14 protein-coding genes are annotated in these 14,829 nt (G+C 65.1%); 12 read left to right on the top strand and 2 right to left on the bottom strand.

Annotation, left to right across the window (positions count from 1 at the left end; all coding sequences use genetic code 11):
- Position 1 precedes the first annotated feature (1 nt).
- Entirely contained in the window at positions 2 to 1,975 is a 1,974-nt protein-coding gene (acs, locus tag BH95_RS16320) for an acetate--CoA ligase (protein WP_037183162.1), read from the bottom strand.
- Between the two features lie 440 nt (positions 1,976 to 2,415).
- Here acs and BH95_RS16315 point away from each other — a divergent pair, with 440 nt between their 5' ends.
- The 5 genes from BH95_RS16315 (at position 2,416) to BH95_RS16295 (ending at position 8,666) form a co-directional block, all read left to right on the top strand.
- Positions 2,416 to 4,044, top strand: a complete 1,629-nt coding sequence (locus BH95_RS16315) for a peptide ABC transporter substrate-binding protein (RefSeq protein WP_019662958.1) — start codon at positions 2,416 to 2,418, stop codon at positions 4,042 to 4,044.
- A 142-nt stretch (positions 4,045 to 4,186) separates the two neighbouring features.
- Positions 4,187 to 5,113 carry an ABC transporter permease gene (locus BH95_RS16310; RefSeq protein ID WP_019662959.1) on the top strand — a complete coding sequence of 309 codons (927 nt, stop codon included), beginning with the start codon at positions 4,187 to 4,189 and terminating at the stop codon, positions 5,111 to 5,113.
- A complete protein-coding gene (locus BH95_RS16305) occupies positions 5,106 to 6,065 on the top strand; it encodes an ABC transporter permease (protein ID WP_019662960.1) in 960 nt (319 codons plus the stop codon). Before BH95_RS16310 ends, BH95_RS16305 begins: the two co-directional genes overlap by 8 nt.
- On the top strand, positions 6,062 to 7,807 hold the full coding sequence (locus tag BH95_RS16300) for a dipeptide ABC transporter ATP-binding protein (RefSeq protein ID WP_037183159.1): 1,746 nt from the start codon (positions 6,062 to 6,064) through the stop codon (positions 7,805 to 7,807). Before BH95_RS16305 ends, BH95_RS16300 begins: the two co-directional genes overlap by 4 nt.
- A 106-nt stretch (positions 7,808 to 7,913) precedes the next feature.
- Positions 7,914 to 8,666, top strand: a complete 753-nt coding sequence (locus BH95_RS16295; RefSeq protein WP_026347403.1) for a hypothetical protein — start codon at positions 7,914 to 7,916, stop codon at positions 8,664 to 8,666.
- 364 nt (positions 8,667 to 9,030) lie between these two features.
- On the opposite strand, the gene BH95_RS16290 is transcribed toward BH95_RS16295, so the two are convergent.
- Complete coding sequence (locus BH95_RS16290; protein WP_019662963.1) at positions 9,031 to 9,864, bottom strand: HAD-IB family hydrolase; 834 nt, start codon at positions 9,862 to 9,864, stop codon at positions 9,031 to 9,033.
- Positions 9,865 to 10,243: 379 nt separating this feature from the next.
- Between BH95_RS16290 and ssd the strand changes: the two genes are divergently transcribed.
- Genes ssd through BH95_RS16255 form a run of 7 tightly spaced genes read left to right on the top strand, consistent with a single transcriptional unit; the run spans position 10,244 to position 14,810 of the window.
- A complete protein-coding gene (gene ssd, locus BH95_RS16285) occupies positions 10,244 to 11,359 on the top strand; it encodes a septum site-determining protein Ssd (protein WP_080738025.1) in 1,116 nt (371 codons plus the stop codon).
- The gene (locus BH95_RS16280) at positions 11,356 to 12,534 is read left to right on the top strand and encodes a TadA family conjugal transfer-associated ATPase (RefSeq protein WP_170949319.1); all 1,179 of its coding nucleotides are present in this window, start codon (positions 11,356 to 11,358) and stop codon (positions 12,532 to 12,534) included. The genes ssd and BH95_RS16280 overlap by 4 nt, the downstream gene beginning before the upstream one ends.
- Entirely contained in the window at positions 12,531 to 13,319 is a 789-nt protein-coding gene (locus BH95_RS16275) for a type II secretion system F family protein (protein WP_019662966.1), read from the top strand. Before BH95_RS16280 ends, BH95_RS16275 begins: the two co-directional genes overlap by 4 nt.
- Positions 13,310 to 13,888: a type II secretion system F family protein gene (locus tag BH95_RS16270; protein WP_019662967.1), complete on the top strand. Its 579-nt coding sequence runs from the start codon at positions 13,310 to 13,312 to the stop codon at positions 13,886 to 13,888. Before BH95_RS16275 ends, BH95_RS16270 begins: the two co-directional genes overlap by 10 nt.
- 60 nt (positions 13,889 to 13,948) lie before the next feature.
- Positions 13,949 to 14,149, top strand: coding sequence for a DUF4244 domain-containing protein (locus tag BH95_RS16265; RefSeq protein ID WP_019662968.1), 201 nt, complete (start codon positions 13,949 to 13,951; stop codon positions 14,147 to 14,149).
- 20 nt (positions 14,150 to 14,169) lie between these two features.
- Complete coding sequence (locus tag BH95_RS16260) at positions 14,170 to 14,457, top strand: TadE family type IV pilus minor pilin (protein WP_037183153.1); 288 nt, start codon at positions 14,170 to 14,172, stop codon at positions 14,455 to 14,457.
- Positions 14,454 to 14,810: an Rv3654c family TadE-like protein gene (locus BH95_RS16255; RefSeq protein ID WP_019662970.1), complete on the top strand. Its 357-nt coding sequence runs from the start codon at positions 14,454 to 14,456 to the stop codon at positions 14,808 to 14,810. Before BH95_RS16260 ends, BH95_RS16255 begins: the two co-directional genes overlap by 4 nt.
- Positions 14,811 to 14,829 lie beyond the last annotated feature (19 nt).

Below are 14,829 nucleotides of genomic sequence, written 5' to 3'. Positions count from 1 at the left end.
GTCAGCGGCCCTTCTTGATTGCCTCGAAGACCTTGGGATCGACGAGGGTGGAGGTGTCGCCCAGGTCGCGGCCTTCGGCGACGTCGCGCAGGAGGCGTCGCATGATCTTGCCGGAGCGGGTCTTGGGTAGTTCGGGGACGATGGAGATCTCGCGTGGCTTGGCGATCGGTGAGATCTCCTTCGACACCTGTGCTTTGAGCTCGGCGATGAGTTCGTCGCCGGTGTTGTCCACTCCGGCACGCAGGATGACGAACGCGACGATGCCCTGGCCGGTGGTCTCGTCGGCGGCTCCGACGACGGCTGCTTCGGCGACGCCGTGGTGGCTGACGAGTGCCGATTCGACTTCGCTGGTGGAGATGCGGTGGCCGGAGACGTTCATGACGTCGTCGACGCGGCCGAGGACCCACAGGGCGCCGTCGTCGTCGTACTTGGCGCCGTCACCGGCGAAGTACCAGCCTTCTTCGGCGTAGCGGGACCAGTAGGTGTCCTTGTACCGTTCCATGTCGCCCCAGATGCCGCGCAGCATCGACGGCCACGGCTGGTCGAGGACGAGATATCCGTTGCCGCCGTTGCCGAGTGGCTTGGCGTCGTCGTCGACGATCTTGGCGGAGATGCCCGGTAGTGGGGTCATCGCCGATCCGGGTTTGGTGGAGGTGACGCCGGGGAGCGGGGAGATCATGATGGCCCCGGTCTCGGTCTGCCACCACGTGTCGACGATGGGGGCGGTGCCGCCGCCGACGACGTCGCGGAACCATCGCCATGCTTCGGGGTTGATGGGTTCGCCGACGGATCCGAGCAGGCGGACGCTCGTCAGGTCGTGTGCTTCGGGGATTTCCTTGCCCCACTTCATGAACGTGCGCACGAGGGTGGGGGAGGTGTAGTAGATCGAGACCTTGTACTTCTCGATGACGTTCCAATGCCGGTGCTCGTCGGGGGAATTGGGGGTTCCCTCGTAGACGACCTGGGTGGCGCGGTTGGAGAGCGGGCCGTAGACGATGTAGGAGTGCCCGGTGACCCAGCCGATGTCGGCGGTGCACCAGTAGACGTCCTTGCCTGCTTTGTGGTCGAAGACGTTGTGGTGGGTGTAGGAGGTCTGCGTCAGGTATCCGCCGGAGGTGTGGATGATGCCCTTGGGCTTACCGGTGGTGCCGGAGGTGTAGAGGATGAACAGTGGGTGTTCGGCCGGGAACGGCTGCGCCTGGTGCTCTGTCGATGCCTGCGCGACGCTCTCGTGCCACCACAGGTCGCGGCCCTCGGTCCAGTCCACCTCGGAGTCGGTGCGCTTGACGACGAGCACATGCTCGACTGACGCGGCAGCGTTCTCGAATGCACTGCCGGCTGCCCCGTCGACGGCGTGGTCGACGGTCTCTTTGATGGGCGCGGGCTTGCCGCGTCGCCACTGGCCGTCGGTGGTGATGACGAGTTTGGCTTCGGCGTCGTCGATGCGTGAGCGCAGTGCGGTGGCGGAGAATCCGGCGAAGACGACGGAGTGTGTGAGGCCGAGGCGTGCGCACGCGAGGATGGAGACGATGGCCTCGGGGATCATCGGCATGTAGATCGCGACGCGGTCGCCGGCGACGAGACCGAGGTCGGTGAGGGTGTTCGCGGCCTGGGAGACCTCGGCGAGGAGATCGGAGTAGGTGACGTCGCGGCTGTCGCCCGGTTCGCCTTCCCAGTGGATGGCGACCTGGTCACCGTGGCCGTCGAGGACGTGGCGGTCGACGCAGTTGTAGGCGACGTTGAGTTCGCCGTCGCCGAACCACTTGGCGACGGGTGCATCGGACCAGTCGAGCACCTCGGTGAACGGGGTGTGCCAGTGCAGCCGGCGCGCTTGTTCGGCCCAGAACGCCAGTCGGTCCTTCTCGGCGTCGTCGTAGAGGTCGGCCGTCGCGTTGGCCTGAGCCGCGAACTCGGCCGAAGGCGGGTAGGTCTCCCCGGCGCCGTTCTCAGTGGCTTCAGGGGTACTGGTCGTCATCTCTGATTGCTCGCTTTCGTCGTCCGCGTAAGGCGCTCGATGCCATCACAGGCAGCCCTTGTGAGGGTAGTCACATGTGAGGGCGGTCGCATCGTTGCAGCGGCGTGCAACCCTCTGATCTGCGGTGATCGGTCGGTTTTCCGCGACGGACGGTATTCAGGACTGATCCGTCGGGCCTGCCCGTTCGGAGGGGCTCTCGAGCGGTGGGAAATGACTTGCCGAAAAGTTTCGATCGTGTTTCGTGCTTACTCGCGAGTCAGCAAAAACTGGGGGAGTTCACATGTTCGTTTCAGGATGTGTCTAAAGTCTGCGGTATTGAGATCGTTGCCACCCCGCACTAAAGGATGTGGCCGGCGGTCGCCCCACAGAACCCCGTGGGCGTGACGCCCGTGGGGAGAAGATCACGGCGAACCCGTGATCGACCGAAGAGAGGATTTGTCTTGCGTAGAACACGCATTGCGACAGCTGCGGTAGCGGTTGTCGTATCAGCGGCGCTGGTCACGGCGTGCTCGTCCGGTGACTCGACGAGCAGCGGAGGGTCGGGAGACGGCTCAGCGATCATCAACGCCTGGAGTGGCGAGCCCCAGAACCCGCTTGTTCCTACGAATACCAGCGAGAACACCGGTGGCCGAGTCGTCGACTCGATCTTCGCCGGCCTGGTCTCGTACACGCCCGAGGGTGGTGTGCAGAACGAGGTGGCCGAGTCCATCGACACCACCGACGGTCAGAACTACACCATCACGTTGAAGGACGGATGGACGTTCACCGACGGAACCCCCGTCACCTCCAACTCCTTCGTCGACGCCTGGAACTACGGCGCGCTGTCCACCAACGCGCAGCTGCAGGGATCGTTCTTCGACCCGATTCAGGGCTACGACGAGGTCGCCGCCGAGAACCCGACCGTCCAGACCATGTCCGGACTGAAGGTCGTCGACGACAAGACGTTCACCATCGAGCTCAAGCAGCCTGAGGCAGCATTCCCCGATCGTCTCGGATTCGCCGCGTACTACCCGCTTCCCGAGGTCGCATACGACGACATCGCGGCATTCGGCGAGAACCCCATCGGCAACGGACCGTACAAGTTCGCCTCCGAAGGTGCGTGGCAGCACAACGTCCGCATCGACCTGATCACCAACCCGGACTACGACGGAAACCGTAAGCCCGCCAACGGTGGTGTCAGCTTCATCCTCTACAGCAACCTGGACACCGCCTACACGGATCTGCTGTCGAACAACGTCGACGTCCTCGACAACGTTCCGTCCTCGGCCGTCACCACGTTCGAGACCGATCTGCCCGGCCGCACGGTCAACCAGCCGTCCGCCAGCATCGAGACGTTCACCATCCCGTCGCGTCTCGCACACTTCGGCGGCGAGGAAGGCGTTCTGCGTCGTCAGGCGATCTCCAAGGCGATCAACCGCGATCAGATCACCGAGCAGATCTTCAACAACACGCGTACCCCGGCCAAGGACTACACCAGCCCGGCCATCGAGGGCTGGACGGATTCGCTCGAGAACGAGTCCAACGTGGAGTACGACCCCGAGGCCGCGAAGGCTCTGTGGGCTCAGGCCGACGCCATCGCACCGTGGACCGGCACCTTCGCCATCGCGTACAACTCCGATGGTGGACACCAGGAATGGGTCGACGCTGTCACCAACAGCATCCGCAACACGCTCGGCATCGAGGCGCAGGGTGCTCCGTACCCGACGTTCGCTCAGCTGCGTACCGAGGCCACCAACCGCACCATCCCGACGGCGTTCCGCTCGGGCTGGCAGGGTGACTACCCGCAGCAGTACGGCTTCCTGGCGCAGAACTACCAGACCGGCGGCAGCTCCAACGACGGTGACTACTCCAACCCCGAGTTCGACCGTCTGCTCCGCGAGTCCGCAGGTGAGACGGACAAGGACAAAGCGCAGGAACTGGTCAACCAGGCTCAGTCGATCCTGCTGAACGACCTTCCCGCAGTGCCGAACTGGTACCGCAACGCAGCCAGCGGCTGGTCCGAGAACGTGACCAACGTGAAGATCGGCTGGGACGGTATCCCGATCTACAACGAGATCGAGAAGAACTGATCTTCTCTTCTTCAGCTCCATGAGACCGAGCAGGGCGGTAGGTCTTTCACCTACCGCCCTGCTCGTGTGCTTGCCCCCTCACTACTTTTCGACGCCCCGGCCTTCTCGGTGACGTCCACCTTCCTCCAAAGGAGGTGATCCGATGCTCTGGTACATCGGACGCCGATTACTTCAGATGATCCCCGTTTTCATCGGGGCGACATTCCTGATCTACGCCATGGTCTTCTTGCTTCCAGGAGACCCCATTGCCGCACTCGCAGGTGACAAGGCCATCAGCCCCGCCGTCGCCGATCAGCTGCGGGCTCGCTACAACCTCGACCAGCCGTTCATTGTCCAGTACCTGCTGTACCTGAAGGGCATCTTCACCTTCGACTTCGGAATGTCGTTCTCCGGCCGTCCCGTCAGCGAAGTTCTCGTGCAGGCATTTCCGATCACCGCCAAGCTCGCCGCGATGGCTCTCGTCATCGAGGGTGTCTTCGGTATCGGCTTCGGTCTGATCGCCGGTCTTCGCAAGGGCAAGCTGTTCGACTCGACCGTGCTGATCGTCAGCCTCGTCATCATCGCCGTGCCGATCTTCGTCATCGGCTTCCTGGCGCAGTTCTTCATCGGCATCAAATGGGGCATCGTCCCGCCGACGGTCGGTGGCAACACCAGTTTCAAGAATCTGCTGCTCCCGGCATTCGTGCTCGGTGCCGTGTCCTTCGCGTACGTGGTGCGCCTGACGCGAACCTCGGTCGCGGAGAACCTGAGTGCGGACTTCGTGCGCACGTCGACGGCCAAGGGCCTGTCCCGCAGCCGTGTCGTGAACGTGCACGTCTTGCGTAACTCGCTCATCCCGGTCGTCACGTTCCTCGGCGCGGACCTCGCTGCTCTGATGGGCGGCGCGATCATCACCGAGGGAATCTTCAACATCAACGGCGTCGGCGGCACGATCTACCAGGCGGTCATCCGAGGTGAGGCGCCGACGGTGGTGTCCTTCGTGACCGTCCTGATCGTCGTCTACCTGATCGCGAACCTCGTCGTCGATCTCCTCTACGCAGCGCTCGACCCAAGGATCCGTTATGCCTGAGTCCACATCTTCGAACGACCGCTCCGTGCGGCAAGCGCGATTCGTCGAACAAGACGAGGTCATCGACGTCAGTCAGACCGATGCGGTGAACATCGACGAGGCGCCCGCCAGCATCTGGAAGGACGCGTGGGTGAGCCTGCGCAAGCGTCCGATCTTCATCGTCTCGGCTCTCATCATTCTGGCCGTCATCGTCGTCGCTGCGTTCCCGTCGCTGTTCACCAGCGCCGACCCCAGGTACTGCAACCTGGACTTCAGCATGCAGGGACCGCAGTCCGGCCACATCTTCGGATTCGACCGGCAGGGCTGTGACATCTACGCACGCACCATCTACGGCGCACGCGCGTCGGTGCTGACCGGTGTCGGAGTCACCTTCCTCGTTCTGGTCATCGGCGTGCTGTTCGGTGCGTTCGCCGGCTTCTACGGCGGCTGGGCGGATTCGCTGCTGTCCCGTCTCACAGACATCTTCTTCGGTGTCCCGCTGATCCTCGCTGCCATCGTGCTCATGCAGCTCTTCACCGATCGCACCATCTGGACCGTGATTCTCGTTCTCGCACTGTTCGGTTGGCCGCAGATGGCGCGCATCACGCGTGGCGCCGTGCTGTCGGCGAAGAACAACGACTACGTCATGGCCTCCCGTGCATTGGGAGTCTCCAAGGTGCGCACCCTGATTCGGCACGTCCTCCCGAACTCGATGGCTCCGATCATCGTCATCACGACGATCTCGCTCGGTACCTTCATCGTTGCCGAAGCCACGCTGTCCTTCCTGGGTATCGGGCTTCCCCCGACCGAGGTGTCCTGGGGCGGCGACATCAGTGCCGCGCAGGTCACCCTGCGTCAGGGATCGACGATTCTGTTCTATCCCGCAGCGGCACTGGCAATCACCGTGCTGGGCTTCATCATGATGGGCGACGCGTTGCGCGACGCTCTCGACCCGAAGGCCCGTAAGCGATGAGCGAACGTACGAAAGACGACGCGATGACCACTGATCCAGGCAGAGCAGAGCAGCCTCTGCTCGACATCAAGAACCTCGAGGTGTCCTTCCAGTCGAATTCCGGTCCGGTACCGGCAGTTCGAGGTGTCAGCTTGACGGTCTATCCCGGCCAGACCGTGGCCATCGTCGGCGAATCGGGATCCGGTAAGTCGACGACGGCGCACGCCATCATCAATCTGTTGCCCGGCACCGGCAAGGTGACCGGCGGCGAGATCCTGTTCGACGGCAAGGACCTGGCCACGGCCAAGGAGAAGGACTTCGTCGAGGTACGCGGCAGTCAGATCGGGCTGGTTCCTCAGGACCCGATGTCCAACCTCAACCCGGTGTGGAAGATCGGTTTCCAGATCGAGGAGGCGTTGGCGGCCAACAACATTGCCAAAGGCAAGGCCGCGAAGGCTCGGGCGATCGAACTGCTCGACGAAGCAGGCCTGACGGACTCGGCGAAGCGTGTCAATCAGTACCCGCACGAGTTCTCCGGTGGTATGCGTCAGCGTGCACTCATCGCGATCGGATTGTCCGCCCGGCCGAAACTGCTCATCGCCGACGAGCCGACGTCCGCGCTCGACGTCACCGTGCAGCGTCAGATTCTCGACCATCTCGAAGGTCTGACGAAGGAACTCGGAACTGCGGTTCTGCTCATCACCCACGATCTCGGTCTTGCTGCCGAGCGCGCCGAGCACCTGGTGGTCATGAGCAAGGGCCGGATCGTCGAATCCGGTCCGGCACTGGAGATTCTGCAGAATCCGCAGCACCCGTACACGAAGAAGCTGGTCGCGGCGGCACCGTCGCTGGCGTCGCAGCGGCTGAAGTCGTCGGCGGTGCGCAAGGAGATCGTCGAGCAAGCCAAGGAGGTTGCCGGGGAGGTCGTCGCCGAGGAGCACGACAGTGCCTTCGAGCCCGCCAAGGACACCGTGCTGGTGGTCGATCATCTGACCAAGCAGTTCAAGCTGCGCGGCGGAAGCCCGTTCAAATCGACGCTCTTCACCGCCGTCAAGGACGTGTCCTTCACGGTCGAGCGCGGTACTACGACGGCCATCGTCGGCGAGTCCGGGTCCGGTAAATCGACTGTGGCGCAGATGGTTCTCGGCTTGCTCGACCCGACCGAAGGAACGGTGAAGTTCGACGGCCGCGACGTCGCCGGGCTGTCCAACAAGGATGCATTCGCGTTCCGGCGCCGGGTCCAGCCGATCTTCCAGAACCCCTACGGCTCACTGGATCCGATGTACTCGATCTTCCGCACCATCGAGGAGCCGCTGCGCACCCACAGCGTCGGCACCAAGAAGGAGCGCGAAGCTCGGGTGCGGGATCTGCTGGACAAGGTGTCGCTGCCGGCCTCGGTCATGCGGCGGTTCCCCAACGAGTTGTCCGGTGGTCAGCGTCAACGTGTGGCCATTGCCCGTGCACTCGCGCTTCAGCCCGAGGTGGTCATCTGCGACGAGGCGGTGTCGGCTCTCGACGTACTCGTCCAGGCTCAGATCCTGTCCCTGTTGAACGATCTGCAGGCAGAACTGGGACTGACGTACCTGTTCATCACGCACGACCTCGCCGTCGTCCGGCAGATCGCCGACGACGTCCTCGTCATGCGCTCGGGTGAAATCGTCGAAGCAGCGAAGACCGACGAGGTCTTCGACAATCCCAAGGAGGAGTACACGCAGCGGCTGCTCGCCGCTATTCCGGGTGGATCCATTCAGCTCGGAGCCTGACCCTCCTGTTCACTCGCACCACCGTGCGTTCACCGCCGACGTCCCGGTCGTGAGCGCACGGTGGTGCGGTGCCGGTGAGAAGAGCACGCGGGTACCGTCGTCACTCGTGACCGATCCACTTGCACCGCTGCTCGAGCTACCGGGAATCGTCGACGCCGCCGAGCGCGCGCGTGATGCTCTCGGCGCTGTTCACCGACACAAGGCCAACCGCCGGGGTTGGCCGGCGACCGCGGCGGAGGCCGCTGTCCGCGCCGCTCGGTCGTCGTCCGTGCTCGACGGTGGCACGATGGACTTCCCCCGTGCAGGCGAGGACGGCGATCCCATTCTGGCCGGGTGCTTGCGCGTCGGGTCCGCGCTCGACGGCGACGCGCTGCAGAACATGCTGCCGGTGTGGAAGCGGGCACCGCTGCAAGCACTTGCACGGCTGCACCTGCTCGCTGCGGCCGACCTCGTCGACGACGACGCACTGCTCGGGCGGCCACGCGACGGCGTCGGGAATCGGTTGGATCTTCTCGCCCAGCTCGTCACCGGGGGTACGTCCGCTCCTGCGCCCGTCGTCGCGGCGATAGTGCACGGTGAGCTGCTGACGTTGAAGCCGTTCGGAACCGCCGATGGTGTGGTCGCCCGCGCAGCGTCGAGATTGGTCGCGGCGTCGTCCGGTCTCGATCCGCACAACCTCGGGGTGCCCGAGGTCAGCTGGATGCGACGTTCGCAGGCGTATCGCGACGGCGCCGACGGTTTCGCGTCCGGCTCGGCGACGGGTGTCGGGAGCTGGATCATCTATTGCTGCGGCGCTCTCGAAGCAGGCGCGGCGGAGGCGACGTCGATTGCGGAGGCCGCCGGCTCCGCAGGCCAGTAGAAACCCCAAAAGGGCGGCGTCGTCGACCGAAGTCGACTTCGCCGCCCCTTAGCACGGACTAACCGGTTACCAAGCGTGCAAAGGTGGGCTGTGGCGATTCTGTGATCGCGAGGCCTCGGCGACGATCCGGTGAAGTAGGAGGTCATCCCTGCAACCGGTGCAGGGTTCTTGCTGCTGCTTCCCGAAACTCGCAGGCCCACAGCGCTTCTGCCCTGTCAGCGGCGCGCTCCGCGTGGGTGCCTGATGTCCGTGCTGGGAATCGCGGTCGGGAGAAACGAACCTTCTCTTCCGGTTCGAACTTGGCCTTCCGTTCTTCCGTACGTCATTTGTACCCTGTGGCGCCGCTCACATCAAGGGGTAGAGGTCATCGTTTTCTGCGGAGTAGTCCGTAGGTGATCGCGCCGGCGGCCAGAGCGCTGAAACCTACTGCGGCACTTGCCGCTACGGTTGTTCCAGATGGTTTCTGGATGCGTGATCGTAGAGACACCGGGTTGGAGAACGTCAGAATCGGCCATCCCGCGGCAGCGGCTTCCTTGCGTAGCGCCCGGTCCGGGTTGACTGCTGTCGGGTGTCCGACGGCGCCCAGCATCGGCAGGTCCGTGATGGAGTCCGAATACGCGAAACACTGTGACAGATCGTAGTTTCGGGACTCGGCGAGAGACTCCATCGCCTCCACCTTGCCCTCGCCGTAGCAGTAGAACTCGACGGTCCCGTTGTAGCGGCCGTCCTCGACTTCCATCTTGGTTGCCGTGGAGATGTCCGCGCCGAGTGCCTCGGCGATCGGCCTGACGATCTCCTCGCCGGATGCGGACACGACGACGACATCGTGTCCGCGCAGTTTGTGATCCGCGATGAGATCGGCGGCTTCGGCGAAGACGAGTGGATCGACTATGTCGTGCAACGTCTCTGCAACGATCGAACGGACTTGTTCCACGTCCCAACCCGCGCACATCGCTGCGATATGAGCGCGCATCCGTTCCATCTGATCGTGGTCGGCGCCGGAGAGCAGAAAAAGAAACTGTGCGTAGCTGCTCTTCAGTACGGCGCGTCTGTTTATCAGCCCCTGATCGAAGAACGGTTTGCTGAACGCAAGCGTGCTCGACTTGGCGATAATTGTCTTGTCCAAGTCGAAGAACGCGGCAATTCTTCCGGCCGGACGAGTGGATTCGGCGTCGTCGATACGGGCGCTGGTGGTCACACTGTGAAGGATAGAGGGCCCAGGTGACGGGAGGGGAGCCTGCAGGAACGACCCAGGTGACGGGAGGGGAGTCCGTAGTGGTCGGGTGGGTGTCAGGGCTACTGGTCGGTACCGGATTTCGGCGAATGTTGAACTTGCAAAGGGCACGTGATGCGGGTGTAGTATCGGTGCAGTCCGACTAGCTCGGACGTGTTCAGCCCGACCCCCCGGGGCTGAACCCGACGACCCTCGCCTCCTCCCCCCCTGGCGAGGGTCGTCCTCTGTTCGGGGCAAGAAATCTGGTACGGGTGTCCAGTAATTCATCCACAACCCCCCGATTCATCCACAATCGCGCACCGCCCCCTGGTGGCGAGCTGATTCCGCGTCCAAGCTTCTGGCCATGGACACCGACCGAACCGGGACGAGACGCATTCGACCGTGCTTGCTGCTGACCGATGATGCTGCCCTGCGAGCAGAAGTTCTGCGGATAGCAGCCGCGGCGGATTGCGTTGTGTTAGAACGGAACTTACCGGTCGGTAAGCCTCCGCTCTCGATGCGACTCGAATGGGAGGACGCCGGTGTCGTCCTGGTCGACGGCAGAGCAGTCCGCCTGTCGCTACCGCGACGAGCGGGAGTTGCCGTCGTCGTCCCCGGTGCTGCGAGCGTCGATCACTGGAGATTGGCCACAGCGCTCGGCGCGTCCGACGTCCTGGAACTGCCGAGCGACGACGGCGCGCTCATCGCGTTGCTCAACGCCGAGCCGGGCGAATCCGCGGGAGACGGTGGAGTCATCACGGTGACGGGTGCGACCGGGGGAGCGGGGGCGTCCACCCTTGCTGCGGCGATAGCCCTCACCGCGTCCTCACGAGACATCCGAACGTTGTTGGTGGACGGAGACGAGTACGGCGCCGGAATGGACTTGCTCCTCGGCTGGGAGTCCAGCCCGGGGCTCCGTTGGCCGGGGCTGACAGTCGAGGCCGGTCGTATCTCCGGCGACGCACTCCGGGGTGCGCTCCCCACCGTCGGACATCTGTCGGTGCTGTCGGCCGGCAGCGTGGCGACCAGAACGCCCGGCGCGGGCCAGGGCGAGGCGTCGACGTCCGCGGTTGTCGACGCCGGACGACGCATCGGCGATCTGGTGGTCTGCGACGCACCGCGCACCATCGGATCCCATTCCGACATCTACCACGACGCGGCGGATCTCGTGGTGCTCGTGGTGACCGCGACGTTGGCGTCGGTGTCCGCCGCAGAGAACGCATCGGCGTACCTCAGCGCCAGGAACTCGAACGTCGGCATCGTCGTCCGCGGCCCCGCCCCGGGTGGGCTCCGCAGCACCGACATCGCCGACGCGTTGAGCCTTCCGCTGCTCGCGAGCATGCGTCCCGAACCGGGGCTTGCCCGACGCGTCGAACGTGGTGGATTGACCCTCTCGGCGCGATCGCCGCTGCGTCGTGCGGCGTCGGACATTCTGGAGACGTTCGCACGTAAGCCTCAGCAGGGACGGTGGGCGGCATGAGCGCCGTCGTGACGGGGGAACTTCTCGACCGGGTGCGGGGCAGGCTTGCCGGCGCGGGTGAGGAACCGACACCGACGACCGTGGCTGCAGCCATCAGGATCGAGGCCGGCGGGGTGCTCAGCGACACCGATCTGTTGGCTGCACTGCGGACTCTGCAGACGGAATTCACCGGCGCCGGACCGTTGGAACCGCTGCTGCGTGACCCGGCTGTCGCGGACGTCCTCGTGACCGCGCCGGACGAGGTGTGGGTGGACCGGGGAGTCGGATTGGAGCGCAGCAGAATCCGTTTCGCCGACGAGACGGCCGTGCGGCGCCTGTGTCAACGGCTCGCGTTGTCGGCGGGCCGACGCCTCGACGATGCTCAACCGTGGGTCGACGGTCAACTGCCCGGGGTCGGTGACGGTTCCTTCGGGGTCCGGCTGCACGCCGTGCTCGCACCGGTTGCGCGCGGCGGCACGTGCCTGTCGTTGCGGGTGCTCCGGCCGGCGACTCAGGGGTTGGGAGCCCTGGCCGAGCGCGGGGCCGTCGATCCGGAGGCGCTGGAGCTGCTGCGCGCTGTCGTGCGGGCCAGGTTGGCTTTCCTGGTGGTCGGGGGTACGGGCGCGGGAAAAACTACGTTGCTCGCCGCGCTTCTCGGTGAGGTCGACGCAACCGAGCGGATCGTGTGTGTCGAGGACGCCGCCGAGCTCGCCCCGTCTCATCCTCATGTCGTGCGGATGGTGGCGCGTGCGCCGAACGTCGAGGGTGTCGGCGAGGTGACCGTGCGCCAGCTCGTGCGTCAGGCACTGCGCATGAGGCCGGATCGTCTGGTGGTGGGTGAGGTACGAGGAGCTGAGGTCGTCGACCTGCTGACGGCGCTCAACACCGGACACGACGGGGGCGCGGGCACCATTCACGCCAATTCTCCCGCCGAGGTACCCGCGAGGTTGGAGGCGCTCGCGGCGCTCGGCGGCATGGGGCGAGATGCGCTGCACAGTCAACTCGGCGCTGCGGTTCAGGTGGTGTTGCACGTGCACAGATCGTCCAACGGCCGCAGGCGATTGAGGGAGATCGCTGTGCTCGTTCCCGACGCGACGGGCCGAGTGGGGGTGCTGCCGGCATGGTCGATCGACGGTACCGCCGGTGGCAGAGCCGACCTGGACGACATGATTCGCCGTCGGATGGACTCGCTGTGACCGCGGTGGGCGTACTGCTCTGCGCAGCTGCGCTTCTGGCCGTTCCCGGTCCGCAGGCTCGCCTTCGATCGCTCCGCACTCCGCCTGTGATTGCCGTGCGGTACCGAGCAGCGATCGTTCCAGTTTCGGCGGTTGTCGGTGCAGTCACCCTCGTGTGGTTCGCGGGAGTGCATGCACTGTTCGCCGCTGTGATCGTCGGGGCCACAGGGTGGAAGCGTCGACGATCCGCAACCGAGAAGAGGAAGTTCCGTACCGAATCCGCACGTTTGATCGATGCACTGGACACCGTCATCGGAGAGCTCGGAGTCGGATCGCATCCTGCGTCGGCGTCGGCTGTCGCGGCGGCGGAAAGCTCCGGCACCGTGGGGATCGCGTTCGAACGCGCCTCCGGACACGCACGCATGGGTGGGCGGGCGCACGATGGGCTGTCGGTACCGGACGCAGCGATCTCCGGCCCACTGTCCATCGTCGCCTCCGCATGGCGAATCGCCGACGACCACGGTCTCGCCCTGGCCCGGCTGCTCGGCGCGGCTCGCAGAGACATGCAGGCGCGCAATCGGTTCCGCGACCGTACCCAGGCATCGCTGGCAGGTGCCCGCGCCACCGGAACCGTCCTCGCGTGCCTGCCGATCGTGGGCGTCGGCCTCGGTCAGGCCATGGGAGCGTCTCCACTGTCGGTGCTCCTCGGAGGAGGGCTCGGCGGCATTCTCCTCGTGATCGGAACGGCACTCGTCTGCGGCGGACTCCTGTGGACGGATGCCATCACCGACAAGGTATGCCGATGATCGGGATTGCGATGCTCTGTGCCGCAGCTGCTCTGATCACTGCACCGGCGGACAGGAGTGCACTCGGGAGGGTAGTGGGGGAGGGCGGCGTCGCCGAGAAGAGCGCGACCACGACCGTCGTCGATCGGCATGCGGTGGCAACGTGTTTCGACATGATGGCTGCCTGCCTCGCCGGTGGACTGTCGGCAGGGGCCGCGGCTCGCGCGGTGTCGACGATGGCTCCACCCGACGTGTCCACCGCTCTGCGAACCACAGCGGATCTGCTCGGTCTCGGCGCCGACCCGGACGATGCGTGGAAGGCAGTCGGTGCGCTTCCTGAGGTGGAAGCGTTGGCGCGCATGGCTCGTCGATCCTCCCGATCGGGTGCGTCGTTCGCGGACGCCGTCGCGGAATTGGCGGACTCCGAGCGCGCGAGCGCCGAGGACGCCGCGGCCGCGGAAGCCGAACGAGCGGGAGTGCTCGTCAGTGGGCCGCTGGGACTGTGTTTCCTGCCCGCCTTCGTCTGTCTCGGCATCGTCCCTGTCGTGATCGGATTGGCGAGCTCGGTGCTCGGAGGTGGTGTCCTGTGACACCACGACTGGAATTCCGGACCGGGTACGCCGGTCCGGACGTCAATGAGGGGGAAGACCATGAAAGCTGTGATGCAACAGGCCAGGACGCGATTGATTCTCGCCGCGGTGAACGACGACGGGATGTCCACCGCCGAATACGCCATCGGCACCATCGCCGCGGCGGCGTTCGGTGCGATTCTCTATACGGTGGTCACAGGCTCGTCGATCGTCGATGCGTTGACCGGGATCATCGATCGCGCGCTCGCCACTTCGGTGTAGCCGACGAGGGTTCGGCGACGGTGGAGGCGGCCATCGCGCTCGCTTCCATCGTCGCCGTCGTCATCACCTGCATCGGTGCGATCACCGCCGTGTCGCAGCATGTCCGGTGCGTCGATGCAGCCAGGGAAGCTGCTCGGCTCGTGGCCCGAGGTGACGACGTATCGGGATCGCTGCTACCTGCGAGAGCCTCGATGTCGGTGAACACCGAGGACGGGATGGTGACCGTTCGAGTCGAATCGTCCACGCTGCTGCCGGGGCTCACCGTCTCGGCCGATGCGGTGGCGGTCATGGAATCGATACCCGAATGAAAGCCGCTCGATTCCAAACACAGGACAAGGGCAGCGTGACGGTGACCGCGGCGTTCGCGTTGACCGCATTGCTGGTGGTGGTGATAGCCGTCGTGCACGTCGGTTCCGCCGTCGGCGCGCGCCACCGAGCACAGTCGGCTGCGGATCTCGGGGCCCTCGCCGCGGCCGGTGCGCTCGATCGAGGCGTCGTGGACGCGTGTGCCACGGGCCGAGACATCGTCGAGCGCGTCGGCGGATCCGTGTCGGCATGCACCGTCGAGGGGTGGGACGTCGTCGTCGAAGTCACTGTCTCGGTGACGCTGGGACGCTTGGGTATCCGTGATGCAATGGCCTCGGCCCGCGCAGGCCCCTGACCGTCACCCCGCAGGCTCC

The sequence above is a fragment of the Rhodococcoides fascians A44A genome, assembly GCF_000760735.1.
Classification (GTDB): domain Bacteria; phylum Actinomycetota; class Actinomycetes; order Mycobacteriales; family Mycobacteriaceae; genus Rhodococcoides; species Rhodococcoides fascians_E.
Note: the sequence above shows the minus strand (reverse complement) of the source record. Positions and strands in the feature narration are given on the sequence as shown.

Excerpts from the sequence above, each read along its gene's own strand:
- BH95_RS16265 (WP_019662968.1), top strand. The coding sequence starts at position 13,949 with ATGAAAGCTGTGATGCAACAGGCCAGGACGCGATTGATTCTCGCCGCG.
- BH95_RS16280 (WP_170949319.1), top strand. The coding sequence starts at position 11,356 with ATGAGCGCCGTCGTGACGGGGGAACTTCTCGACCGGGTGCGGGGCAGG.
- BH95_RS16300 (WP_037183159.1), top strand. The coding sequence starts at position 6,062 with ATGAGCGAACGTACGAAAGACGACGCGATGACCACTGATCCAGGCAGA.
- BH95_RS16270 (WP_019662967.1), top strand. The coding sequence starts at position 13,310 with ATGCCGATGATCGGGATTGCGATGCTCTGTGCCGCAGCTGCTCTGATC.
- ssd (WP_080738025.1), top strand. The coding sequence starts at position 10,244 with ATGGACACCGACCGAACCGGGACGAGACGCATTCGACCGTGCTTGCTG.
- BH95_RS16305 (WP_019662960.1), top strand. The coding sequence starts at position 5,106 with ATGCCTGAGTCCACATCTTCGAACGACCGCTCCGTGCGGCAAGCGCGA.
- acs (WP_037183162.1), bottom strand. The coding sequence starts at position 1,975 with ATGACGACCAGTACCCCTGAAGCCACTGAGAACGGCGCCGGGGAGACC.
- BH95_RS16255 (WP_019662970.1), top strand. The coding sequence starts at position 14,454 with ATGAAAGCCGCTCGATTCCAAACACAGGACAAGGGCAGCGTGACGGTG.
- BH95_RS16310 (WP_019662959.1), top strand. The coding sequence starts at position 4,187 with ATGCTCTGGTACATCGGACGCCGATTACTTCAGATGATCCCCGTTTTC.